Annotated in this window: 22 protein-coding genes and 1 tRNA gene; 11 read left to right on the top strand and 12 right to left on the bottom strand. The window is 68.7% G+C overall.

What is annotated here, in order from left to right; genetic code table 11:
• The first annotated feature begins 107 nt into the window (after positions 1–107).
• Positions 108–740 carry a TetR/AcrR family transcriptional regulator gene (locus ACEWX3_RS09235; RefSeq protein WP_283612729.1) on the top strand — a complete coding sequence of 211 codons (633 nt, stop codon included), beginning with the start codon at positions 108–110 and terminating at the stop codon, positions 738–740.
• Here ACEWX3_RS09235 and ACEWX3_RS09230 read toward each other — a convergent pair.
• Complete coding sequence (locus tag ACEWX3_RS09230; RefSeq protein ID WP_374159247.1) at positions 733–1,335, bottom strand: maleylpyruvate isomerase family mycothiol-dependent enzyme; 603 nt, start codon at positions 1,333–1,335, stop codon at positions 733–735. The two genes, ACEWX3_RS09235 and ACEWX3_RS09230, sit on opposite strands and share 8 nt — an antisense overlap.
• A 63-nt stretch (positions 1,336–1,398) precedes the next feature.
• Here ACEWX3_RS09230 and ACEWX3_RS09225 point away from each other — a divergent pair, with 63 nt between their 5' ends.
• Complete coding sequence (locus ACEWX3_RS09225; protein WP_207066855.1) at positions 1,399–1,833, top strand: MarR family winged helix-turn-helix transcriptional regulator; 435 nt, start codon at positions 1,399–1,401, stop codon at positions 1,831–1,833.
• A gap of 49 nt (positions 1,834–1,882) precedes the next feature.
• Here the strand turns inward: ACEWX3_RS09225 and rho are convergent, their stop codons facing one another.
• The 6 genes from rho to argS form a co-directional block, all read right to left on the bottom strand.
• Positions 1,883–3,889, bottom strand: a complete 2,007-nt coding sequence (rho, locus tag ACEWX3_RS09220) for a transcription termination factor Rho (RefSeq protein ID WP_374159246.1) — start codon at positions 3,887–3,889, stop codon at positions 1,883–1,885.
• A gap of 300 nt (positions 3,890–4,189) precedes the next feature.
• Entirely contained in the window at positions 4,190–5,134 is a 945-nt protein-coding gene (gene thrB, locus ACEWX3_RS09215) for a homoserine kinase (RefSeq protein WP_221363130.1), read from the bottom strand.
• Between the two features lie 16 nt (positions 5,135–5,150).
• Positions 5,151–6,236: a threonine synthase gene (gene thrC, locus ACEWX3_RS09210; protein ID WP_374159245.1), complete on the bottom strand. Its 1,086-nt coding sequence runs from the start codon at positions 6,234–6,236 to the stop codon at positions 5,151–5,153.
• The gene (locus ACEWX3_RS09205) at positions 6,233–7,573 is read right to left on the bottom strand and encodes a homoserine dehydrogenase (protein WP_374159244.1); all 1,341 of its coding nucleotides are present in this window, start codon (positions 7,571–7,573) and stop codon (positions 6,233–6,235) included. The genes thrC and ACEWX3_RS09205 overlap by 4 nt, the downstream gene beginning before the upstream one ends.
• A gap of 4 nt (positions 7,574–7,577) precedes the next feature.
• The gene (gene lysA, locus ACEWX3_RS09200) at positions 7,578–8,912 is read right to left on the bottom strand and encodes a diaminopimelate decarboxylase (RefSeq protein WP_286182985.1); all 1,335 of its coding nucleotides are present in this window, start codon (positions 8,910–8,912) and stop codon (positions 7,578–7,580) included.
• Between the two features lie 80 nt (positions 8,913–8,992).
• Positions 8,993–10,645 (bottom strand): arginine--tRNA ligase, encoded by a 1,653-nt coding sequence (gene argS / locus ACEWX3_RS09195; RefSeq protein ID WP_221363128.1) that lies wholly within the window; start codon positions 10,643–10,645, stop codon positions 8,993–8,995.
• A gap of 105 nt (positions 10,646–10,750) precedes the next feature.
• On the opposite strand from argS, the gene ACEWX3_RS09190 reads away from it, so the two are divergent.
• Both ACEWX3_RS09190 and ACEWX3_RS09185 read left to right on the top strand, forming a co-directional pair.
• A tRNA-Arg gene (locus ACEWX3_RS09190) sits at positions 10,751–10,823 on the top strand.
• 101 nt (positions 10,824–10,924) lie between these two features.
• Positions 10,925–11,179 carry a hypothetical protein gene (locus ACEWX3_RS09185; RefSeq protein WP_207066861.1) on the top strand — a complete coding sequence of 85 codons (255 nt, stop codon included), beginning with the start codon at positions 10,925–10,927 and terminating at the stop codon, positions 11,177–11,179.
• 5 nt (positions 11,180–11,184) lie between these two features.
• Here the strand turns inward: ACEWX3_RS09185 and ACEWX3_RS09180 are convergent, their stop codons facing one another.
• The 3 genes from ACEWX3_RS09180 to ACEWX3_RS09170 form a co-directional block, all read right to left on the bottom strand.
• Entirely contained in the window at positions 11,185–12,339 is a 1,155-nt protein-coding gene (locus ACEWX3_RS09180) for an MFS transporter (RefSeq protein ID WP_374159243.1), read from the bottom strand.
• Positions 12,340–12,382: 43 nt separating this feature from the next.
• Positions 12,383–13,468, bottom strand: coding sequence for an AI-2E family transporter (locus tag ACEWX3_RS09175; protein ID WP_207066863.1), 1,086 nt, complete (start codon positions 13,466–13,468; stop codon positions 12,383–12,385).
• 64 nt (positions 13,469–13,532) lie between these two features.
• Complete coding sequence (locus ACEWX3_RS09170) at positions 13,533–14,387, bottom strand: SDR family NAD(P)-dependent oxidoreductase (protein WP_374159816.1); 855 nt, start codon at positions 14,385–14,387, stop codon at positions 13,533–13,535.
• Positions 14,388–14,496: 109 nt separating this feature from the next.
• Between ACEWX3_RS09170 and ACEWX3_RS09165 the strand changes: the two genes are divergently transcribed.
• The 7 genes from ACEWX3_RS09165 (at position 14,497) to ACEWX3_RS09135 (ending at position 21,440) form a co-directional block, all read left to right on the top strand.
• Positions 14,497–14,940, top strand: coding sequence for a nuclear transport factor 2 family protein (locus ACEWX3_RS09165; protein ID WP_374159242.1), 444 nt, complete (start codon positions 14,497–14,499; stop codon positions 14,938–14,940).
• A 34-nt stretch (positions 14,941–14,974) separates the two neighbouring features.
• Entirely contained in the window at positions 14,975–16,138 is a 1,164-nt protein-coding gene (locus tag ACEWX3_RS09160; protein WP_374159241.1) for a sulfotransferase, read from the top strand.
• Positions 16,135–17,385, top strand: coding sequence for a DUF1214 domain-containing protein (locus tag ACEWX3_RS09155; protein ID WP_207066867.1), 1,251 nt, complete (start codon positions 16,135–16,137; stop codon positions 17,383–17,385). The genes ACEWX3_RS09160 and ACEWX3_RS09155 overlap by 4 nt, the downstream gene beginning before the upstream one ends.
• 1 nt (position 17,386) lies before the next feature.
• On the top strand, positions 17,387–18,220 hold the full coding sequence (locus ACEWX3_RS09150) for an oxidoreductase (protein WP_374159240.1): 834 nt from the start codon (positions 17,387–17,389) through the stop codon (positions 18,218–18,220).
• A gap of 2 nt (positions 18,221–18,222) precedes the next feature.
• A complete protein-coding gene (locus tag ACEWX3_RS09145) occupies positions 18,223–19,041 on the top strand; it encodes a mycofactocin-coupled SDR family oxidoreductase (protein ID WP_221363120.1) in 819 nt (272 codons plus the stop codon).
• Between the two features lie 114 nt (positions 19,042–19,155).
• Positions 19,156–20,316, top strand: a complete 1,161-nt coding sequence (locus ACEWX3_RS09140) for an acyl-CoA dehydrogenase family protein (RefSeq protein ID WP_163677685.1) — start codon at positions 19,156–19,158, stop codon at positions 20,314–20,316.
• Between the two features lie 8 nt (positions 20,317–20,324).
• Positions 20,325–21,440 (top strand): acyl-CoA dehydrogenase family protein, encoded by a 1,116-nt coding sequence (locus tag ACEWX3_RS09135; protein WP_374159239.1) that lies wholly within the window; start codon positions 20,325–20,327, stop codon positions 21,438–21,440.
• Here the strand turns inward: ACEWX3_RS09135 and ACEWX3_RS09130 are convergent.
• Entirely contained in the window at positions 21,437–22,225 is a 789-nt protein-coding gene (locus tag ACEWX3_RS09130) for an alpha/beta hydrolase (protein WP_374159238.1), read from the bottom strand. The genes ACEWX3_RS09135 and ACEWX3_RS09130 overlap by 4 nt on opposite strands.
• A gap of 28 nt (positions 22,226–22,253) precedes the next feature.
• Positions 22,254–23,225, bottom strand: a complete 972-nt coding sequence (locus tag ACEWX3_RS09125; protein ID WP_374159237.1) for a linear amide C-N hydrolase — start codon at positions 23,223–23,225, stop codon at positions 22,254–22,256.
• Between the last annotated feature and the right edge of the window lie 16 nt (positions 23,226–23,241).

Here is a 23,241-nt window from a genome sequence, read left to right as displayed (position 1 = left end):
TTCATCACCCTTCCCGCAGGTGAACAAATTCTTGCATGTGTCAACTGTCGACCCGCCCGCACCCGGCATCGCCCCACCGAACCCCGGCCGTCTGCGAAGATAAATCGGTGAGCGTCGACACCGTGGCCACATCGGAGGCGAAGCCCGAGACGAGATCCGTCCGCGACCGGCTGATCGATGCGGCCGAACAATGCCTGACCGCCAAGGGCATCCGCGCCACGACGGTCTCCGAGGTCGCCGAGGTCGCCGGCGTCAGCCGCGGCTGGCTGTACCGCCACTTTCCCGACAAATCCGAACTGCTCGGTGCCGCGATCGTCCGGCTCAACGACGCGTTCTGGACCGAATCCCGGACCAGGCTCGACGCGGTGAGCAGTCTCGATCAGCAGATCGCCGTCGGGGTGGTGCTCGCCCGCCAGGAGTCGGAGACGCCCGGCGCCCTGGTGCTCAAGCTGCGCCAGGAGGAGCCCGAGGCGTTCGCGGCCTGCGTGGGACTCGGCATGCGCGGGCTGATCCCCGAGATCGCGGCGTTCTGGACGCCCTACCTGCAGGCCGCCGTGGACCGCGGCGAGATCCATCCTGACACCGACTGCGCCGAAGCCGCCGAATGGATCGCTCGCATCACGATGAGCCTGGCCACCGTGCCGGGCGAGCGCTGTGACATCGACGATCACGAATCGCTGTTGCGCCATGCCCGGCGCTACATCGTCGCGGGGCTTCGCTGCGACCCCGGGGTCAGCTGAGCCGTTCGGCCGCCTCGACCGGGCGACCGGTGAGCAGCAGGAGCAGCTCGCGGATCGGCATCTCGAGCACACGCCCCTGCCCGACGGCGAAGTCGGCATCGGAAGCGACCAGCCGCACTCCGGCGAACCGGCGTCGCGCGTGGAACGGAAAGCCGCGCTGCCACACCCGGTGCGCGGCGACGACAGCCGCCGCGGTCGGCATCGGCCGGTCGATGCCCAGCGGAATGCAGATGTCCTGGGTATGCACCAGCACATCGGTCAACGGGTCCTGCGCGGTGGTGCCCGGTGGATGACGGCGCGAGCCGACGACACCGCGCAGGTTGGCGGCGATCTCGGACGCCGGCCGGCGGTCCGCGACGGCCATCCGGTTGACCAGGGCGTCGAACCGGAAGCCGCTGCGCGCGGCTTCAACGAGCATGCGCGGCATCGGCAGCGCGGCATGGGTCAGATGGGCCGCGACGTGACGCACCGTCCATCCGGTGCACAGCGACGGGGTCTGCCAGCAGTCGGGGTCGGCGGCGTCGAGGTCCTCGAGGAGATCGGCGAGTTCCCCGCGCTGGATGTCGATGTGCCGCCACACGGTGCCGGTGTCCATAGCGCCTCCACTGGTACGAAGAACTGACTAAATATAGTCAGGTATTCGTACTACATTCAAGGGATGGAGGACCAACCGAGCACACCGGTGCTGATGTTCGTCGCCCATCGCGATGTGGAGAGCCGGGTGATGGCGGCGCTGGCCGAGGCGGGCCTCGACGACATCACCAGCGCCCAGTCGCGCCTGATGCAGCGCCTCGATCCCGCCGGCATGCGGCTGACCGACCTGGCCGAGCAGGCGAGGGTGACGAAACAGACCGCGGGCGCGCTGGTCGACCAACTGGAACGCGCGGGCTACGTCATGCGCCGGCCGGACCCGTCTGACGCCCGCGCCCGACTGGTGACACTGAGCGAGCGGGGCCTCACCGCGTGCTCGGCCGCAGCGGCAGAGGTCGCCGAAGTCGAACAGGAATGGCGGCGCCACCTCGGTGACACCGCGTACCGCGGCCTGCGGGACGCGCTGATCGCGCTGCGCACGGTCACCGACCCCTACCGGTGATGTCGATCCCGGCGACTGCACGCAGCGCCGACAACGACCCCGGGATCGCTCAGTCGGTGTCGCCGCCGGGGGTGTTCTTGGACACCTGGACCAGGAACTCATAGTTGTTCTTGGTCTTGCGCAGCTGGCTCATCAGCAGGTCGATGGCCTGGTGCGGGTCCAGACCCGACATCACCCGGCGCAGCTTGTGCACGATGGCGAACTCGTCGGGCGAGAGCAGCAGCTCGTCCTTGCGGGTGCCCGACGGGTTGACGTCGACGGCCGGGAACACCCGGCGCTCGGCGATCTTGCGGTCGAGCTTGAGCTCGGCGTTGCCGGTGCCCTTGAACTCCTCGAAGATGACCGTGTCACCGGTGGAGCCGGTCTCGACCATCGCGGTCGCGATGATCGTCAGCGAACCGCCCTCTTCGATGTTGCGTGCCGCGCCCAGGAACCGCTTGGGCGGGTAGAGCGCGGTGGAATCGACACCACCGGACAGGATGCGGCCCGACGCCGGGGAGGCGTTGTTGTAGGCGCGGCCCAGCCGGGTGATCGAGTCCAGCAGCACCACGACGTCCTTGCCCTGCTCGACCAGGCGCTTGGCGCGCTCGATCGCCAGCTCGGCGGCCTGGGTGTGGTCGGACGGCGGCCGGTCGAAGGTGGAGGCGATGACCTCACCCTTGACCGAACGCTGCATGTCGGTGACCTCTTCGGGTCGTTCGTCGACCAGCACCACCATCAGGTGGCATTCCGGGTTGTTGCGGGTGATCGCGTTGGCGATGTCCTGCATGATCGTCGTCTTACCGGCCTTCGGCGGCGACACGATCAGGGCGCGCTGACCCTTGCCGATCGGCATGATCAGGTCGATGACACGGGTGGTCAGCCGGTCGGAGCTGGTCTCCAGCCGCAGCCGCTGATTCGGGTACAGCGGGGTGAGCTTGCTGAACTCGGGACGCTGCTTGGCGTCCTCGACCGACCCGCCGTTGACGCTGTCGATGCGCACCAGCGGGTTGAACTTCTGCCGCTGGTTGTTCTGCTCACCCTCTTTGGGAACCCGGACCGCGCCGGTGATGGCGTCGCCGCGGCGCAAGCCGTTCTTGCGCACCATGTTCATCGACACGTAGACGTCGTTCGGGCCGGCGAGGTAGCCGGACGTACGCACGAACGCGTAGTTGTCCAGCACGTCGAGGATCCCGGCGACGGGCTGCACGACGTCGTCGTCGCGCAACTCGGTGTCGCGTTCACCGCCGCCGCCCCCGTCGCCGCCGCGCTCGCGGCGTCGACGGTCACGGAACCGACGCCCACGCCGGCCGCCGCGGCCGTCGCCGTCGTCGTCATTGTTGTTGTTGCTGTTGTTGTTATTGCTGTTGTTGCCGCGGTTCTGGCCGCCGCCCTGCTGGTCGTTGCCCTGCTGGTCGTTGCCGCCGCCGCCCTTGTCGGACCGGTCGGACCGGTCGGGCTTAGCGCCCTGGTTGTCGCGCCTGTTTCGGTCCCGGTCGGGCGCGTCGGACTTGTCCGACGGCTCGGACTTCTCGGTGCGAGCCGGCTTGTCGCCACCCTTGGCCTGCTGCCCGTTGTCCTGCTGCTTGTCGCCGCGCTGGTTGTCGTCCTCGGAGCGGTCGGCAGGCTTGTCACCGGTCGGCTGGGCCTGGCCCTGCTCGCGGGAGGCCGAGCGACGCTCACGCCGCTGCGGCGCGCGCTGCGTCTCTGTGCTCTGCTCCGGCGTCTCACCGCCCGCTTCCGGGGCGGGAGCGCTCTGCTCGGCGCTGGGCGCCTTCTTGCTCTGGGCGGTCCCGTTGGCGTCACCGCGGCGCTCGCGGATGGCGGCGACGAGTTCGCTCTTGCGCATCCCGGACGCGCCCTCGACGCCGATCTCCTTGGCCAGGGCGCGCAGTTCCGGCAACACCATGCCGGACAGCGAGCCGCGGCGGGCAGGCGCAGCGGCTTCCGCGCTCGACGCCGAGGATTGCGACGACGGGGCCGCATCGGCGGGGGCGGAGACGTCTGCGGTCACGGGGTTCGACAGCTCGCCGCTCTGGGTGCTGCCACCAGCCGTGAAGAGGTCCGTATCAGTCACGGATTTCCTTTCTTCCCTCGCTGACCTGGTCACGCGGGGGTTCGGTGCGTTCAGCCGAGGGGCTCAACGCCACGGTCACACCATTGCCAGCGCAACGGTGATGTCCGGGATTCGCCGAATACGGCGAACCGTCTGTCCACAAATTGAAGACCTGGAAGAAGAGTGGTCGTCCTAATGTCGGCGCAGGTAATACACGCTGCGATGGCTGGACGAGAGCGAGAATAACCCGCATCGAGGCCGGAAGCAAGAAACTGCGTGCTTCGCATGTTGCGTGTGTTACTCCCCGCCGTGGTGGGTGGGTTACCGGTGAACCGTCACGCCGGTGGTCCACCTGACGCCGTCACCGACCGACATCCGGTCGACCGCGAAGCCGTTGATCCGGCCGAACTCGAGAGCTTCGGCCGGCAACTCGGCGTCCGTACTCATCGCCAGAACCGCAGGTCCAGCACCTGACAGCACTGCTGCCACGCCACAACGCCGCAACACCGTCAGGTATTCCGCGGAGGCGGGCATCGCCGAGGCGCGCTGCGGTTGATGCAGCACATCCTCGGTGGCGGCCATCAACAGGTCGGGGCGTTGGGTCAGCGCGACCACCAGCAGCGCCGAGCGGCTCAGGTTGAACCGCGCATCGGTGTGGCTGACCTGGTCGGGCAGCACCGCCCGGGTCTCGGCGGTCGAGGAACGCACCTGAGGAACGGCGGCGAACAGGTTGATGTCCGGGTGCAGACGGATGGGCGCTGCCGCGTAGCGCCGGGACGACCCGCACACCTCGGTCCAGGACACCACCGCACCGCCGAGCACCGCGGCCGCCGCGTTGTCGGGATGCCCCTCGAACTCCGAGGAGATCTGCACCATCTCGTCTTCGGTCATCATCGGGCAATCAGCTTGCGCGGCAAGCCCGTTGGCCGCAGCAAGTCCGCCGACGACGGCCGCGGCCGACGATCCCAACCCGCGGGAGTGCGGGATGTCGTTGCGGCACCGCACCCGTAGCCCGCCGGCGACGGTTCCCGTCGCGACCAGGCCGCGTTCGATGGCGCGGACCACCAGATGTGAACCGTCCAGCGGCACCTGGCCGGCGCCCTGCCCCTCGACCTCGACGACGAGCCCGGATTCGGTTGTCTCGACGATGATCTCGTCGTACAGGCTCAACGCGACGCCCATGCTGTCGAAACCGGGCCCGAGGTTGGCGCTCGACGCCGCCACCACGGCGGTGGCGGTCAACCCGGGGGGCAGTTTGTGGTTCACAGGGCTTCCAACCGCCTCAGACCAGACCCAGTTTGGCGACCACGGCCACCGGGTCGACGGGGACGGGGATGACCGCCGGCATGCCCTTGAGCGCGGTGTCGGGATCCTTGAGGCCGTTGCCGGTCACCGTGCACACCACGGTCGACCCGCGGGACACCAGGCCGTCCTCGATCGCCTTGAGCAGCCCGGCGATGCTGGCCGCCGACGCGGGTTCGACGAACACGCCTTCGGCGCGCGCGACCAGGTGGTAGGCGGCCAGGATCTCCTCGTCGGTGGCGGCCAGGAAGCGCCCATCGGACTGCTGCTGGGCCTCGACCGCAGAACTCCAGGACGCCGGTGAGCCGATGCGGATCGCGGTGGCGATGGTCTCGGGATCGCTGACCGGTTCACCGAGCACCAGCGGCGCCGCGCCGGCGGCCTGAGTGCCGATCATGCGCGGCAGTCGGGTGGCCAGACCGTCGCGGTGGTATTCGGTGTAGCCCTTCCAGTAGGCGGTGATGTTGCCGGCGTTGCCCACGGGAAGTGCGTGCACGTCCGGGGCGTCACCGAGCGCGTCGACGATCTCGAACGCCGCGGTCTTCTGACCTTCGATGCGGAACGGGTTGACCGAGTTGACAAGTGACACCGTCGGGAAGTCCGAGGTCAGCTTGCGGGCCAGTTCCAGGCAGTCGTCGAAGTTGCCGTCGATCTGGATGATCTTCGCGCCGTGCATGACGGCCTGGGCGAGCTTGCCCATCGCGATCTTGCCCTGGGGCACCAGCACCGCGCACGTGATGCCGGCGCGCGCGGCATAGGCGGCCGCCGAGGCCGAGGTGTTGCCCGTCGAGGCGCACAGCACGGCTTGCTGACCGCGGGCGACCGCCTCGGTCACCGCCATGGTCATGCCGCGGTCTTTGAACGAGCCGGTCGGGTTGAGTCCCTCGACCTTGAGGTGCACGGTGCAGCCGGTGTAGTCCGACAGCCGCGGCGCGGGCAGCAGCGGGGTGCCGCCCTCGCGCAGCGTGATCGCCGTCCAGTCGTCCTCGACGGGTAACCGGTCCCGGTAGGCGGCGATCAGGCCGGGCCAGGGCTGGTGCACAGCCTGTGGCGCAGTGGTGCTCACTCGGTGGTCCCTTCCATCCGCAGCACGCTGTTGATGCTCTGCACGACCTCCAGATCGGACAGTGCGGCAACGGTTTCCGACAGCGCGGCGTCCGTCGCCTGGTGGGTGACGACGACGATGCGCGCTCCGCAGCGCTGTCCGCCTTCGTCGACCATGCCCTCCTGGCGCACCTCGGCGATGCTGACCTCGTGCTGGCTGAACTCGGCGGCGACCGCCGCGAGCACACCCGGACGGTCGGCGACGTTCATGTTCACGTAGTAGCGCGTGGGTATCACGCCGATGGGCGCGATCGGCAGCTTAGCGTAGTTGGAGTCCCGCGGTCCGCGCCCGCCGGAGACCCGGTTGCGGGCCGCCATGACCAGATCGCCCAACACCGCCGAGGCGGTCGGCGATCCCCCGGCGCCCTGGCCGTAGAACATCAGCCGCCCGGCCGCCTCGGCTTCGACGACGACGGCGTTGAACGCGCCGTTGACCGAGGCCAGCGGATGATCCAGCGGAACCAGCGCGGGATACACGCGCGCCGAGACGCTCTGCTGGCCGGCCTTGTCGGTGAGCCGCTCACAGATGGCCAGCAGCTTGATCGTGCATCCCAGCGCCCGCGCGGAGGCGAAGTCGGCCGCGGAGACCTTCGTCATGCCCTCGCGGTAGACGTCGTCGGCGGTGACGCGGGTGTGGAACGCGATCGAGGCCAGGATCGCGGCCTTGGCGGCGGCGTCATAACCCTCGACATCGGCCGTGGGGTCGGCCTCGGCATAGCCCAGAGCGCTGGCGTCGGCCAGCGCGCCGGCGTAGTCGGCGCCCGTGCTGCCCATCTCGGAGAGGATGTAGTTGGTCGTGCCGTTGACGATGCCCGCCACCCGCAGCACGGAGTCGCCGGCCAGCGACTGGGTCAGCGGCCTGATGACCGGGATTGCCCCGGCTACGGCGGCCTCGAAGTACAGGTCGACGTTGGCGCTCTCGGCGGCCGAGGCGATCTCCCCCGCCGCCACCGCCATCAGCGCCTTGTTGGCCGTGACCACCGACTTGCCCTGTTCGAGCGCGGACAGGATGGCCTTGCGGGCCGGCTCGACCGGGCCCATCACCTCGACGACGATGTCGACGTCCTCGCGGGAGACCAGACCTTCGATGTTGTCGGTCAGCAGCTCGGTGGGAACTCCGCGGTCGTCGGCGATGCGGCGCACGCCGATGCCGCGCACCACCAGGGGCGCCCCGACCCGCGCGCACAGATCGGCGGCGCTGTCGTCGATGATGCGTACGACCTCGCTGCCGACGTTCCCCAGACCGAGGACGGCCACGCCAATTTCTTTGTCGGTCTTCGTGCCGACGGGTGCGCTCACGGTGTCACCTCACTTCCAAACTCAACAGATCGTCGACCGTCTCCCGGCGCAGCACCAGGCGGGCCTGCCCGTCGCGCACGGCCACCACGGCCGGCCGGCCGATCAGGTTGTATCGGCTCGACATCGAGTAGCAGTATGCGCCCGTGGCGGCGACGCCGAGCAGGTCACCCGGCGCGACGTCGTCGGGCAGCCACGCGTCACGCACCACGATGTCACCGCTTTCGCAGTGCTTGCCCACCACCCGCGACAGCGTCGGGGCGGCCTCGGTGGTCCGTGACAACAGCCGCACATCGTATTCCGCGCCGTACAGGGAGGTGCGGATGTTGTCGCTCATCCCGCCGTCGACGCTGACGTAGCGGCGGTGCGCGCTGGAGCTGACCGCGACGTCCTTGGTGGTGCCGACCTCGTAGAGCGTGATGGTGCCCGGCCCGGCGATGGCGCGGCCCGGCTCGACGACCAGGTTCGGGGCCGGCAGGCCGACGGCGGCCGACTCGTCGCGAACGATGGCCAGCAGCTTGTCCGCCAGTTCGCCCATCGGCGGCGGATTGTCCTGCGGCAGATAGGAGATGCCCAGGCCACCGCCCAGGTCGACGATGGACATCTGCGAGGTCTTGTCGATCCCGAATTCAGCGACCACGTCGCGCAGCAGACCGATGACCCGGTGGGCGGCGAGTTCGAACCCGGCCACGTCGAAGATCTGCGAGCCGATGTGGCTGTGCAGGCCGACCAGGCGCAGGTGATCGGTCGCGAACACCCGGCGCACGGCATCCATGGCCGCGCCGGTGGCCAGGGACAGCCCGAACTTCTGGTCCTCGTGGGCGGTGGAGATGAATTCGTGGGTGTGGGCTTCCACACCGACGGTCACCCGCACCAACACGTCCTGCACGACGCCCGCCTCACCGGCGATCTGGTCGAGGCGCTCGATCTCGATCATGGAGTCCGCGACGACGTGACCGACGCCGTTCTTGACGGCCGCCGTCAGTTCGGCGACGGATTTGTTGTTGCCGTGCAGGGCGATTCGCTCCGGCGGAAAGCCGGCGTGCAGCGCCACGGCCAATTCGCCGCCGCTGGCGACGTCGAGGGACAGGCCCTCCTCGGCGACCCAGCGGGCGATCTCGGTGCACAGGAACGACTTCGCGGCGTAGTGCACGTGCTCCCCGCCGCCGAACGCCCGGGCGATCTCCCGGCAGCGGCTGCGGAAGTCGTCCTCGTCGATGACGAACACCGGGGTGCCGAACTCGGCGGCGATGTCGGTGACCGGCACCCCGGCGATCGAGACGACACCGTCGTCGCCGCGAACGGTGTTGTGCGGCCACACGTTCGGGGCCAGCGTCAGCACCTCGGCCGCGGTGCGCGGGCGGTCGGGGGCGCCGCCGTGGTGAACCTCCTCGGCGTGGCGGGGGCCTGCGGGGTGGGCGATCACATCCGCTCCGGAGCGCTGACGCCGAGGATGGCCAGGCCGTTGGCGATGACCTGGCGGGTGGCCCGGCACAGCGCCAGCCGGGCGGAGTGCAGCTCACCGGGCTCTTCGTCGCCCTGGGGCAGCACCCGGCAGGAGTCGTAGAACCGGTGGTAGTCCCCGGCCAGATCCTCGAGGTAGCGCGAAACCCGGTGCGGCTCGCGAAGTCCCGCCGCGGTTTCGAGCACTCTCGGGAATTCCCCGAGGTTGCGGATCAGCGTGCCTTCCTTGTCGTGGGTCAGCAGATCCAGATGCGCGGTGTCCGGCGCGACACCCAGGTCGGCGGCGTTGCGCGCCAGCGCCGAGAGGCGAGCATGCGCGTACTGCACGTAATAGACCGGGTTCTCGTTGCTCGCCGAGGACCACAACTCCAGGTCGATGTCGATCGGGGTGTCCACCGAGCTGCGGATCAGCGCGTACCGGGCGGCGTCGACTCCGATGGCCTCGACCAGATCGTCGAGGGTGATGACGGTGCCGGCCCGCTTGCTCATCCGCACCGGCTGGCCGTCACGCACCAGGTTGACCATCTGCCCGATCAGCACCTCGACGGTGTCGGGATCGTCACCGAGCGCTGCGGCGGCGGCCTTGAGCCGGGCGATGTAGCCGTGGTGGTCGGCGCCGAGCATGTAGATGCACAGGTCGAAGCCGCGCTGACGCTTGTCCAGGAAGTAGGCGAGGTCACCGGCGATGTAGGCGGGCTGGCCGTCGCTCTTGATGACGACGCGGTCCTTGTCGTCGCCGAAGTCGGTGGTGCGCAGCCACACCGCCCCGTCTTTTTCGTAGATGCTGCCGGTGTCGCGCAGCTTCGCGATCGCCTGATCCACCCGACCGGAGGTGTGCATCGAGTCTTCGTGGGTGTAGACGTCGAAGTCGGTGCCGAACTCGTGCAGCGATTCCTTGATGTGGTCGAACATGAGGTTGACCCCGATGGCGCGGAACGTCTCGCGCATCTCGGCGTCGGGCAGGCTCAGCGCGTCCGGGTCCTTGGCCAGCACCTGGGCGGCGATGTCACCGATGTAGGTGCCGGCGTAGCCGTCCTCGGGGGTGGGCTCGCCCTTGGCGGCGGCGATCAGCGAGTTGGTGAACCGGTCGATCTGCGCGCCGTGATCGTTGAAGTAGTACTCGCGTACCACCTCGGCGCCCTGGGTGCTCAGCAGCCGGCCCAGCGCGTCGCCGACGGCGGCCCAGCGCGTACCGCCGATGTGGATGGGGCCGGTGGGGTTGGCGGAGACGAACTCGAGGTTGACCTTGCGCCCGTCCAGCGCCTGTGACGTGCCGTACCGCCCGGCGGCGGCGATGACGTCGCCGACCAAAACGTTCTGCGCCGACGCCTCGATCCGCAGGTTCACGAACCCCGGGCCGGCGACCTCGGCGGCGGCGATGCCGTCCTGGTCGGCCAGCGCGGCGGCCAGCCAGCCGGCCAACTCCCGCGGGTTCGCGCCGGCCTTCTTGCCGAGCTGAAGCGCCAGGTTGGTGGCGTAATCCCCGTGTTCGGGGTTGCGCGGACGCTCGACGGTCACGGTCGCGGGCAGCACAGCGGTGTCGAGGCCGTGCTCGGTCAGCACCGCGGCAGCGGTCGACTTGAGCAGCTCGGCCAGATCGGCGGGGGTCACGGGGGTCCATCCTATGGTCTGGGCCCTTCTGGCCCCGAATCCGTTTCCCGTTGTGCGGATGCGCTACGCTAGGCCACGCCCAACGGCGCAATCAGTACCGCGTGCGCCCCCGTAGCTCAGGGGATAGAGCGTCTGCCTCCGGAGCAGAAGGCCGCAGGTTCGAATCCTGCCGGGGGCACTTTCCCACACTGCAGTTCAGCGCAGTTCAGTGCGCCTCATCTCGCTCCCGCCGCCGTCGTCTCTGTGGACTTGTCGGACCCCTGGTTCATGCTTCTGGTCATGGCAGATCGCGCCGAACCCTTCGGGCAGCCGGTGACTACCTCGACCCACCTTCTCCTCGGTGCCATGCGGGGCGGCTGGCGTGCGCTGGCCGACCGATTCACCGACGAGCAGGTGGAGCGGCTCACCACGATGGAGCGGCACCCGGCCTATTTGGGTCGGCCGGAGTTCCTGCTCCTCGAGGCGCTCGAGTATGTCCAGCCCGGCTTCCTCGGCGAGTACCTGGCCGAGATCGCCGCTCAACCGGAACCGTGACCGCGTCAGCCCCGGGCTGCGTCGTGCACTGACGGCAGCATCAACACCACCCCACTGCCCAGCGACACCGCGGCGGTGATCACCAGCACCGTCCCCAGCCCCAGCCCGGGGATCACCGCGCCGGCCACGGCCGGCGCAGCCACCGAGCTGACGGCCCCGACGACCAGACAGGCGGTGAACGCCGCGCCGGCGCGCTCGGGCACCAGCTCGGCCGTCCACACCGCCAGCACCGCCGAACCGGTCATGTACCCGACGCCGAAGATGCACGCCGAGATCGCCACCGCGGCCAGCGACTCGCTGGCCAGCCCGAGCAGTACCAACGCGCCAGCCACTATCACCAGGCACAACGCCGCAACCCTGGCGCTGCCCAACCGCTGGGCGGCGGTTCCGGTCGCCACGCCCACCACCCCGGTGAGACCGATCGCGATGTACAACGCCGGGACGGCCCACTCCGGCAACGAGCCGCGATCCAGCACGTCGGCGGCGTAGGTGAAATAGATGACGACCGCGGCGAAGTAGACCACCGAATACGCGGCCGGTACCCGCAACGCCACGGCCAGCGAGGGTCCGTCGGCCGACCGTTTCGCGGCGGGGACCGGCGCTGTGCGCGGCACCAGCCGCAGATTCACCAGCGCAGCCAGCACCGCAGCGACGGCGATCGCGACCCAGACCAGCCGCCACGAACCCACGATGGCCAGGATCGCCAGACCACCCAAGACGACGAGCCCGCCGCTGGTGCCGGTGGTGATGATGGCCAGCGCCCGGGGCTGCTGCCGCAGCGCCACGGTGCGCGTCACGATGTCGGAGTACGGAGCCCACACCCAGCCGCCGGCGCCGCCGGCGAGCACCGCGCCGAGCGCCAGCAGCCACGGTGACGGGGCGAGCGCCACGATCACCGCACCCACCGCCCCGCAGACACCGCCCACGGTCGTCGACGCGCGGGACCCGCGGCGGGCGGCCAAAGGGCCGGCGAGCAGCAGGCCGGCCAGATATCCGACGAAGGTGGCGCCGGCGATGAGGCCGAGCACCAGCTCCGACAGGCCGAGGTCGGCGCGGATGTCGGGCAGGGTCACGCCATAGGCGTACCGGGCCATGCCGAACGCGACGCCGACCACCGCTGCTCCGGCCAGGCCGATCCGCCCACCCGCGGACAGCGTCATGGCTGGGTCCTCACCGTCTGGGGTTCATCGGTCCCCCGAGAAACTACGGGACCGCCCCGCCCTGCGCCGGAGGGGTTTCTCGGGAGTCCAGCAGCGAGCGCACCGCATGGTCGAGGAACGCCAGGAGCGGCACCGCCAGCAGCACCCCGATGATGCCGGCGACGACACCGCCGGCGGTCAGCGCGACCAGCACCGCCAGCGGATGCAACCGCACCGCCCGACCCATGATCAACGGCTGCAGCACGTTGCCCTCGAGCTGCTGCACCGCCAGCACCAAGCCCAGCGTGAACAGGCCGTAGAGCCAGCCCTTGGCCAGAATCGCGATCACGACGGCCAGGAACCCGGTGACCATCGCGCCGACGAACGGCACGAAGGCACCCAGAAACACCAGCGACGCCAACGGCAGCGCCAACGGGATGCCCAGGACGAGCAACCCGATCCCGATGCCGATGCCGTCGACCAACGCCACGACGAACGTCCCCTGCACGTAACCGGTGAGTGTGGTGAAACCGGACCGGCCGGCGTCGCGGACCCGTTCCCGAACCTGTACGGGGACGATCCGGGTCACGAATTCGTAGATGGAACGTCCCCCGTGCAGGAACACGATGAGCGTGAAGACGGTGATGAAGAAGCCGGTGAGGAACTTCGCGAGGGCCGACGCCGTCGACACGACACCGCTGGTGATCTCGGCCTGACGTTGCTGCAGCGTGCCGATCGCGGAGTCGACGGCGTTGTTGATCTGCTGCTGGCCCAGCTCCAGCGGACCGTTGGCGGCCCAGTCGCGCAGCGCGTCGATGCTGACCGTGATCTGGTCGATCAGGTGCGGCAGACCCTCGATGAAGCGGGTGACTACGAAGGTGAGCAATCCGCCGAGCGCGCCGAGGCCGAGCAGGAACACCAGGATCACCGCCAGCCAGCGCGGCACCCGATGACGGTGCAGCCAGTCGACCGCGGGCAGGAACAGCGCGGTCAGGATCAGCGCCAGCGCCAGCGGCACCACGATGACCACGAAGCGCTGGATCAACCAGAACAGCACCGCTGCCGCCCCGGCCAGCACCAGCAGCCGCCACGCCCACGCGGCGGCTTTGCGGACCTGCGGTGTGACCGCCTCGTCGGCGAAGTCAGGCATCAGCGTCAACCTCCTGCGCGGCTCATACCCACACCCGCGGAGCTGACACAGCCCGCCTGCTGGGTCACCCGGGCAGCGAGGTCCCGGTCTCCTTCTCGGCGAACTCCCACAGCCGGCGCGCGTCGTCGTAGTCACACGCGTTCGGCGTGCGGCCACTCAGTGTCGGGCCTCCCTTGAAACCGAAGCGGCCGTTGATACCCACGTAGCTGCCCGGCGGGATCGGTTCGGTCAAGCAGTACAGCGTCGGCGCCGCGCCGGCCTCGATGTCGTTGCCGATGCGGTTGGCCGCCGCGGTGGCCACTTTGTTCACCACGGCCATCAGCGGAGCCTCGGAGATGTTCGTCAGGTTCGACGACACCCAGCCGGGGTGGGTCAGATAGCTGCTCACCGGCGAGCTGGCTTCGCGCAACCGCCGGTCGAGCTCCAGGCCCCACAACATCACCGCCAGCTTCGAGCGCGCGTACGCCGGGAACGACGACCATTTGTGCACCCGCAGATGGGGATCGTCGAACGCGATGGACGCCTGCTTGTGGGCGTCGGAGCCGACGTTGACGATTTTCGAGCGCACCCGCTCGAACAGCAGGTTGGTCAGCGCGAACGGACCCAGGAAGTTCGTCCCCAGCGTCATCTCGAAACCGTCGACGGTGTCGCTGCGATGTTGGGCGACCAGGCCGGCGTTGTTGATGAGGATGTCGACGTCGCCGTCGAACAGACCGGGGAACGCGCGCACCGAGGCCTGGTCGGCGAGGTCGAGTTTGACCACCTCCGTGTCACCGCCCATCTCGGCGGCGCGCTGCGCCCCCAGCTCCAGGTTGCGCACCGCCAGAATCACCTGGGCGCCGGCGCGCGCAAGCGCGGTCGCCGTCGCCAGGCCGACGCCGTTGGTGGCGCCGGTGACGATGATGCGGGTGCCGGTCATGTCGCCGAGTCGGTTCACCGACCAAGAGGTAGTCACGCTGGGAGATTAACCGCGCCGGTTGTCCGGCAAAACGTTGACATGACAGATTCCGGCTGGTTGTCTACCGCTCGTGAGCGACGCCGCCCGCGACATCGAGAATCTCGTGTACACCTACGCCGAGCGGATCGACGCGGGTGACCTGGACGGGGTAGCCGCCTTGTTCGCCCACGGACGCATCTGCGGTGTCGAGGACGGGCCGCCGGAGACCGTGTTCGAAGGCACCGCCCGGGTGCGGCAGATGTATGAGATGGCCACCCGCCTCTACGACGACGGGACCCCCAAGACCAAGCACTTCACCACCAACGTGCGTATCGACGTCGACGAGGAGGCCGGCACGGCGCGGGCCAGTGCGTACTACTGCGTCACCCAGGCCACGCCGGAGTTGCCGCTGCAGGTGATCGTGACCGGCCACTACCGTGACACCTTCCACCGCGTGGACGGCGCGTGGTGGTTCAACAGCCGGACGATGTACGTCGACCAGATCGGCGACACCAGCCGGCACCTGAAGTTCTGACGCGGTGGGGCACCCCTTCGACGCTGCGAAGCTGATGACCGCTGCGCAGCAGAAGGAGGACCTCGACGCCTGGGGGCCGCTGCCGTTCGCCGAGCCGCTGCAGGTGTTGACCGACAGTTACGCGAGCGCGCCGCTCAACGACATCGGCGTGCACATCCTGCGATCGGGTCTGATCCACAGCCTGCGGATGAGGCTGCGCGCGCAGGAGTGGATCCGCAGACACCCCGAGATCACCGAGGAGGTCATCGCCGCGCCCGTGGTCGTCACCGGGATGATGCGCAGCGGAACGACCCTGCTGCAGCGACTTCTGGCCGCGGACAGACGGTTTCACTGCGCCTACGGCTGGGAGGTCGTCGAGGTCGCGCCCCGACTCGACTACCCGTGGGCGGGCGGTCCGGATCCGCGCATCGCGATCAGCGAGAAGCGCGAAGCGGTCTCCCGCGAGCTGGCGCCGGAGCTGTTTGCCATCCACCCGATGTACGCCCGCGAGGCCGAGGAAGAGATCTTGTTCCTGTCCGACGCGTTCCTGTCGCACGTCCCGGAATCCGGCGCCGATGTGCCCGGCTACCGGTCCTGGCTCGACGGCCAGGATTTCGCGCCCGCGTATGCCTATCTGCACCGGATGTTGCAGTTCCTGCAGTGGCAGAAACGCCGAGCCGGCGGCGCTGCTGCCCAGCGTTGGGTGCTGAAATCCCCAGCGCACCTCGGCTATCTGGACGCCTTGCGCACCCAGTTCCCCGATCTGCATCTGGTGCACATGCACCGCGACCCGCGGCAGACCATCCCGTCCGGGGCCGGCCTGAACGCCACGCTGCACGCCATGCACAGCGATCAGGTGGACACGACCCGCGTCGGGGAGCAGTGGCTGCAGCGCATGGGCTGGACCAACGACCGGGCGATGACGGTCCGGCAGAGCTGGCCCGATGAGGCCGCCCGCTGCACCGACATCGAATTCGCCGACGCGGTCGCCGACCCCATTGATCACGTGGCCCGGGTATACGAGGCGATCGGCATGCCGCTGACGGCGACGGCGGAGTCGGCGATGCGACGCTGGCTGGCCGAGCGGCCGCGCGAGCCGGCACGCGCACCCTACCGGGCCGCCGACTTCGGCCTGTCCGACGAGCAGATCACCGAGCGGTTCACGGCCTACCAGAAGCGGTTTCGCGCGGCGGCCCCACCACCAGGAGGACATGAATGACCGAATTCACCGGCGATCCCGTCGCGACCGCGTCGCAGCACGACCAGGAGATCGCCGCACTGGATCTGACCCGCCACCCCACCGTGCGAGCCGCATACCGCGACGTGGCCGAGAAGTGGCTGAGCCGGGCCCGCGCCTCACAGGCCATGCGGGAACGCTTCGACGACGCCTTCACCGAGGTGATGTTCTCCGCAGCCATCTGGTCGTCCAACCAGGACAAGCTCCGACCCAAGGTCAGCTGCATCACCCGGCTGAGCCATCCGGTCGCCGGCCATCAGATACCCGGGTCTCGTTGGGGCATCGACAATCCCGACAGCGTCTACCGGGTGATCCCGATCTCCGGCGACGAGCGCTACGAGATCCACGGCCGCGTCGGGACCCACCGGATGACCGAGAACTACTTCACACTCTGGAACGCCGACATGGGCACCGTCGCCGTGCTCAACGGCCGCACCATGAACGTCGACGCCGACGGCTCCTTCACCATCACCGTCGACTCCGACCCTGCCAACGGGCGGCCCAACCACGTGCAGAGCACCCCGGAGGCCCACGAGTTCTACATCCGCGACGTGCTGCTGCACTGGGATCGCGACGACCCCAATCACCTTGCGGTGCAGCGGCTCGGCGACAAGCCGACCGTCGCGGCGCGCACGCTCGACGAGCAGGCCGACGCGACGGCGGCCATGATGGCGCACTTTGCCGACTTCACCGGCAAGCTCAGCCACGGCATCTACAAGATGCCGGCCAACCACTTCGACCTGGCCTGGTCGGCCGACAAGGTCGGCGCGATGCGCAACCAGGTGTATGTGATGGGGCGCTTCGACCTGAACCCCGGGGAGGCGTTCGTCGTCGACGTCAGCGACGGCGGCGCCGAGTACTTCACGGTGCCGTTGAGCAACATCTGGGGCACCACGTTGGACATCTGTGACCGCACCGGCAGCCTGAACAAGGCGCAGTCGGTGCCCAACGAGGACGGCACCTACACCTACGTCATCTCCCCCACCGACCCCGGAGTCGCGAACTGGATCGACTCCGACGGGTTGCGCGAAGGCATCCTGACCCTGCGGATGGCCGAGTTCGCCGGGCACGGCCCCCGCGAGGACCTCGGCGCGCACGGTCGCGTGGTGCCGCTCGACGAGCTGGAGAAGGCGGTGCCGACCCTGCGCCGGGTGTCGGCGCAGCAGCGGGCCACCGAGCTGGCCGAGCGCCGAGCGGCCTACCTTCGCCGTCTACCGGAGAGGATCTGACATGGCACGCTGGTTGATCACCGGATGCTCGACCGGCATCGGCCGCGAGATCGCCCGCGCAGCACTGGAAGCCGGGCATTCGGTGGTGGTGACAGCGCGCCGCGTCGAGTCGATCACCGACGTGGCCGACGAATACGGCGACCGCGCGGTCACCGTCGCGCTCGACGTCACCGACAAGGAGCAGATCGCCGCCGCGGTACGCACGGCGACCGACGCATTCGGCGGCATCGACGTGCTGGTCAACAACGCCGGCAACGGCTACCTCGCGGCGATCGAGGAAGGCGAGGACGACCAGGTCCGCAAACTGTTCGACGTCAACTACTTCGGCGTCGTGGACATGATCAAGGCGGTGCTGCCCGGCATGCGGGCCCGCGGTGCCGGGCACATCGTCAACATCTCGTCGATGACCGGCCTGGTGGCCAACCCGCCCAACGGGTACTACTCGTCGACCAAGTTCGCGCTCGAGGCACTCACCGAGGCGCTCGCGCAAGAGGTCAAGCCATTCGGGATCAAGGTCACCGCCATCGAACCGGGCGCGTTCCGCACCGACTGGGCCGCGAGGTCGATGTGGGAATCCGCCACACCGATCAGCGAGTACGACGACACCGTCGGCTCCCGCAAAACCATGATCAAGGAATTCGCCAACCACCTGCCGGGCGACCCGCGCAAGGCGGCCGACGCGGTGCTGATGGTGACCGGCCTCGACGATCCGCCGTTGCGGCTGCTGCTGGGCCGTGATGTGTTGAAAGCGGTGCGTGACAAGCTCGCCGCGTTCTCGGCGTCGATCGACGAGTGGGCATCGGTCACCAAAGACGTCGAGTTCCCGCGGGGCTGAGGATGGGTTCGCTCGACGGTCAGGTGGCCTTCATCACCGGCGCGGCCCGCGGCATGGGCCGTGCGCACGCCGTGAAACTGGCAGGCGAGGGCGCCGACATCGTCGCCCTGGACATCTGCACGGGCTTCGAGTTCACCGACTACCCGGGAGCCACGGTCGACGACCTCGAGGAGACCGCCCGGCTCGTGCGTAGCGAGGGACGCCGCATCCTGGCCCGGCAGGCCGACGTGCGCGATGCCGATGCGGTGGACGCCGTGCTCGCCGATGCGCGGCGCGAGTTCGGCCGCCTCGACATCGTCATCGCCAACGCCGGGGTCATCCGGGTGACCGACAGTGACCAGCGTCGTCGCGATTTCCGCGCGATCATCGACGTCAACCTGGTCGGCGCGTGGAACACCGTCGACGCGGCGATCCCGGACCTGGTCGCCGGCGGCCGCGGCGGGTCCATCGTGTTGACGAGCTCCACCCAGGGGTTGCGGGCCTCCGACACCGACCGGGCCGGTCTGCAGGCCTACGCCGCCTCCAAACGCGCCCTGGTGGCGCTGATGCAGGGCTGGGCACGTCAGCTGGCTCCGCATTCGATCCGGGTGAACACCATCCACCCCAGCGGCGTCGCCACCGACATGATCATGAACGAGTCGACGATGGCGCTGGCCACCGCCGGCGATCCGTGGCTGCTGGCTCAGCAGAACGCGTTGCCGATCGCGCTGGTCGATCCCGCTGACATCGCCGGCGCGGTGGCGTGGCTGGTCTCCGACGCGGCCCGGTTCGTCACCGGCACCTCGTGGCCGCTCGACGCCGGGTTCACGCTGCGCAGCTGAGCACCACGCGCCGGGAAGCACTGGTCAGCGATCTGTCACACCGGTCCGGTCACGGGCCGACCAACCGGGTGGTTAGGCTGGGTGGCAGATCCATCGACGGACCAGGAGGCCGCCATGCAACTGGCGCTGACACCCGAGGAAGCCGCCTTCCGCGACGAGCTTCGGACGTTCTACCGCACCAAGATCCCCGAAGAGATCCGCGAGCGGACTCGGCTGGGCGCCGAGGTCAGCCGCGAGGACATCGTCACCAGCCACAAGATCCTCAACGACAACGGCCTGGCGGTGCCGAACTGGCCGGTCGAATGGGGCGGCAAGGACTGGACCCCCACCCAGCAGCAGATCTGGCTGGACGAGATGCAGCTGGCCAGCGTGCCCGAACCGCTGACGTTCAACGCCAACATGGTCGGACCGGTGATCGCCGAGTTCGGTTCGCAGGAGATCAAGGAGCGCTTCCTGCCACCCACCGCCGCGCTGGACATCTGGTGGTGCCAGGGCTTCTCCGAGCCCGAGGCGGGCTCGGATCTGGCGTCCCTGCGGACCACGGCGCTGCGCGACGGCGACAGCTACGTCGTCAACGGACAGAAGACGTGGACCACGCTGGGTCAGTACGCCGACTGGATCTTCTGCCTGGTGCGCACCGACCCGAATGCGCCCAAGAAGCAAGCCGGTATCTCCTTCTTGCTCATCGACATGAACACCCCCGGCATCACGCTGCGGCCGATCAAACTCGTCGACGGCAGCTTCGAGGTCAACGAGGTGTTCTTCGAGGACGTCCGGGTGCCGGCTGACCAACTCGTCGGCGAGGAGAACCAGGGTTGGACGTACGCCAAGTTCCTGCTGGGCAACGAACGCAACGGCATCGCGCAGGTCGGCCGCACCAAGCTGCGCCTCTCCGAGGTCAAGGAACGGGCCAAGGCCAGCGGCCTGCTCGACGACGCGCTGTTCGCCGCGCGCCTGGCCGAGGCCGAGAACGACATCCTGGCCCTGGAACTGACCCAGATGCGCGTCGCCTCCAGTTCCCAAGGCGGCAAGCCCAACCCCGCCTCGTCGGTGCTGAAGCTGCGCGGCAGCCAGCTGCAGCAGCTCGCCACCGAGCTGATGCTGGAGGTCGCCGGCCCCGACGCGCTGCCGTTCGAGGCGGGCGAGGCGATCACGTCTCCCGAATGGGCCCAGCACAGCGCCCCGCGTTACCTCAACTACCGCAAGACCTCGATCTACGGCGGCAGCAACGAGGTGCAGCGCACCATCATCGCGTCGACCATCCTCGGATTGTGAGCTGAACCATGGACTTTCAACTCAGCGAAGAGCAGGTTCTGCTCCGCGACACCACCCGCGACCTGCTCGCCCGCGCCTACGACACCGAGCGTCGGCTCGAGATCATCGACAGCGACCCCGGCTTCAGCCGCGACGTGTGGAAGCAGTTGGCAGAGATCGGCATCCTGGGGCTGGGCTTCGAGGAGGAAGCCGGCGGGCAGAACGAGATCCAGGTGGTGCTCACCGAGGTCGGCCGGCGACTGGCCCCCGAGCCCGTGCTGCACGGGGCACTCGGGCCGGGAGCGTTGATCGCCGAGCTCGGCTCGGCAGAGCAGCGCGCGCTGCTCGACGAGGTCGCCGCCGGCGAGCGGCTGCTGGCCTTCGCCCACCAGGAGCCGGGGATGCGCGGAGCGCACGCGCCGGTGACGACCAAGGCTGCCCGCGACGGTGATTCGTGGACGGTGACCGGCTGTAAGAACCCGGTCCTGGCCGGCGACAGTGCCGACACCCTGGTGGTGACCGCGGCTCTTCCCGACGGCGGTACCGGCGCATTTCTCGTCGACGCCGGCGCGGTGAACCGGCAGTCGTTCCGCACCTTCGACGGCCAACGCGCCGCCCAGATAGATCTGGATGCGGTGGCATGCGAACCGCTGGGCGAGGCGACCGATGCGTCGGCAGCCGTCAGCCACACCCTGGTACGCATCTCGTCGGGGCTGTGCGCCGAAGCGCTCGGCGCGATGGAGGAAGCACTGCGACTGACCACCGAATACCTCACCCAGCGGAAGCAGTTCGGTGTCACGCTGAACACGTTCCAGACGTTGACCCAGCGCGCCGCCGACATGTATGTGTCCCTCGAGCTGGCTCGCAGCATGACACTGTATGCGGCCATGTCGATCGCCGACGGTGATCTGGATCCGACCATCGCGGCGCGGGCCAAACTGCAGATCGGTCGCTCCGGACGCCACATCAGCCAAGAGGCGATCCAGCTGCACGGCGGCATCGGCGTGACGGCCGAGTACCCGGTCGGTCACTACGCGGCCAAGCTGACGGCGATCGAACACACCCTCGGTTCCTCGCAGGATCAGCTCCACGTACTGATGGGTCAGCTCGGCGACTACGAGATCGCCACGGTGCGCGATAGCTAAAAGCTCTGGGCGGCAAGCCATTCCGCTATGCGTTGGGCAACCTTCGGCCACTGTGGTTCAAGCATCAGGTCATGACCCGTGTCCGCGAAGAACTCGGGTTTCACCCCGTACGTGGCGGCGGTCTGCCGGACGTCGCGTCGAGAGATGATGGTGTCCGCGTCGGCGCCCAGCACCAGCATCGGGATCGCGGCAACCCGCGAGGATCTGACGCGATCGAGCACGAGCATGTCGAGGAACGCCCGGTAGGACTCGTCCTGCATGCGACGCTGATATCGATCGACATCGCTGTGCGCGGTGGCCGCCGAGAAGAACAACTGGTGAGCGAGTTCGGGAGTGGCGACCAACGGAGCGAGGCGCAGCATCGCGTTGGCCCTGAGGAATTGCACCGGATGGTGTCGGGCGATGCGCATGGTGGCTCCCACCGCCCCGGTCGGCGGTACGGACGCGAGCAACACAGCGCCTTCGGCACGGTGGCGCTCGAGGTACTTCTGCACGACGAAGCCACCCATCGAATGGCCGATCAAGACCGGCGACGCCGGCAACTGGTCGACGAGGTCAGCCAGATCCCGCACGTAGTCGGCCACCCGGTGCCAGCGCAGCCGCCCGCCTCCCGAACTCGCTCCGTGGCCGCGCAGACTCGGGGCGTGGCACGCGTAGCCCAGCTCGGCGAAGTAGTCCAAGAAGTGTTCGTCCCAGCACCACGCTCCGTGCCACGCGCCGTGCACGAACACCAGCGGCGCCGGGTGGGCTTCGGTGGCAGCTCCTTTGACGATCACCTCGAGCATGCGCAACTCCTCCGCGGCGACGACGACGTCAGAAGCCGATGTGTCCCGGCGTCATTCGGGCCGTCACGTTCCCGACCATCGTCTCGTCATACGGATCGAGGATCAACGGGTCGCCGCCGTCAGGCAGCGTCAGGTCGTCGAAACGCACCCAGATGGTGTTGGGGCTGGTCGTCAACTCGAAAAAGTAGACCCGGTTGGTCAGGTCGCACACTGTGCGGTACTCGGTGTTGTAGACACCGAACTCGCCATAGGGGGCGCCGAACGGCACCGACACGTTGCGCATGATGGCCAGCACCCCGGCGACTGCCTGACGTTCGTCGCGCGGTGAGGGCAGCAGCGCCGAATAGTAGGCCGCACGCTGAAAACGGTCGACGGCGTTGACGTTTCCGGGCAGTGGCATGTCCCGCGACGGCTGGGAGAAGTCCCGCTCGGCCAGCAGGGCGAGCTGCTCGTCGTAGGTGGGGTCGTTGGTCATCAGCGTGTACTGACGGCCGTGGTGCACGATCGGGGTGCCGTGGTCGAATTCGATGATGGCCGAGTCACCGGAGGCGTCTTCCAGAGCCAGATGGATGGTCGCGTCGTGGCCGTGGGCGCCGACCATCACCACGTCCAGGCCGTCCATCAATGCCAGCGCTTCGGGCACGGTCGCCGCCTGGTCCAGTAGGTACTGCAACCACATGCCCGCGTGCACGCCTGGTTCAGCGGGGTTGCGCACCCCGAAGTCGGTGCTCTGCAGATACAATCCGTGCCCGGCGAGGCCCTTCTCGTTGAAGCCGTCGATACCGCCGAGGCCGTACACCGAGGTGACCAACGTCGCGTAGCGACTGGTCCAGCGCAGCGGATTACGGGGTACCACGTCGATGCCGGCCAGCGCTCCCCCGTCGCGCCGGCGGCCGGCCGGAAACGCGACGATCAACGGTTCGGTGGACTCCGGCCAGTCCATGCTGCGTCCCGTCAGGACGGCCAGTTCATTCGAGTTCCACAGCACACGGGTGCACACGGCCACCAACCTAGGC

It is taken from the genome of Mycobacterium sp. G7A2 (assembly GCF_041902445.1).
Lineage (GTDB): Bacteria > Actinomycetota > Actinomycetes > Mycobacteriales > Mycobacteriaceae > Mycobacterium.
Note: the sequence above shows the minus strand (reverse complement) of the source record. Positions and strands in the feature narration are given on the sequence as shown.

What these genes read in the sequence shown, in the direction of transcription:
- ACEWX3_RS09230 (WP_374159247.1), bottom strand. Translation starts at nt 1,335, where the DNA reads ATGGACACCGGCACCGTGTGGCGGCACATCGACATCCAGCGCGGGGAA.
- ACEWX3_RS09225 (WP_207066855.1), top strand. Translation starts at nt 1,399, where the DNA reads ATGGAGGACCAACCGAGCACACCGGTGCTGATGTTCGTCGCCCATCGC.
- ACEWX3_RS09185 (WP_207066861.1), top strand. Translation starts at nt 10,925, where the DNA reads ATGGCAGATCGCGCCGAACCCTTCGGGCAGCCGGTGACTACCTCGACC.
- ACEWX3_RS09180 (WP_374159243.1), bottom strand. Translation starts at nt 12,339, where the DNA reads ATGACGCTGTCCGCGGGTGGGCGGATCGGCCTGGCCGGAGCAGCGGTG.
- ACEWX3_RS09175 (WP_207066863.1), bottom strand. Translation starts at nt 13,468, where the DNA reads ATGCCTGACTTCGCCGACGAGGCGGTCACACCGCAGGTCCGCAAAGCC.
- ACEWX3_RS09170 (WP_374159816.1), bottom strand. Translation starts at nt 14,387, where the DNA reads ATGACCGGCACCCGCATCATCGTCACCGGCGCCACCAACGGCGTCGGC.
- ACEWX3_RS09160 (WP_374159241.1), top strand. Translation starts at nt 14,975, where the DNA reads ATGACCGCTGCGCAGCAGAAGGAGGACCTCGACGCCTGGGGGCCGCTG.
- ACEWX3_RS09155 (WP_207066867.1), top strand. Translation starts at nt 16,135, where the DNA reads ATGACCGAATTCACCGGCGATCCCGTCGCGACCGCGTCGCAGCACGAC.
- ACEWX3_RS09150 (WP_374159240.1), top strand. Translation starts at nt 17,387, where the DNA reads ATGGCACGCTGGTTGATCACCGGATGCTCGACCGGCATCGGCCGCGAG.
- ACEWX3_RS09145 (WP_221363120.1), top strand. Translation starts at nt 18,223, where the DNA reads ATGGGTTCGCTCGACGGTCAGGTGGCCTTCATCACCGGCGCGGCCCGC.
- ACEWX3_RS09140 (WP_163677685.1), top strand. Translation starts at nt 19,156, where the DNA reads ATGCAACTGGCGCTGACACCCGAGGAAGCCGCCTTCCGCGACGAGCTT.
- ACEWX3_RS09135 (WP_374159239.1), top strand. Translation starts at nt 20,325, where the DNA reads ATGGACTTTCAACTCAGCGAAGAGCAGGTTCTGCTCCGCGACACCACC.
- ACEWX3_RS09130 (WP_374159238.1), bottom strand. Translation starts at nt 22,225, where the DNA reads ATGCTCGAGGTGATCGTCAAAGGAGCTGCCACCGAAGCCCACCCGGCG.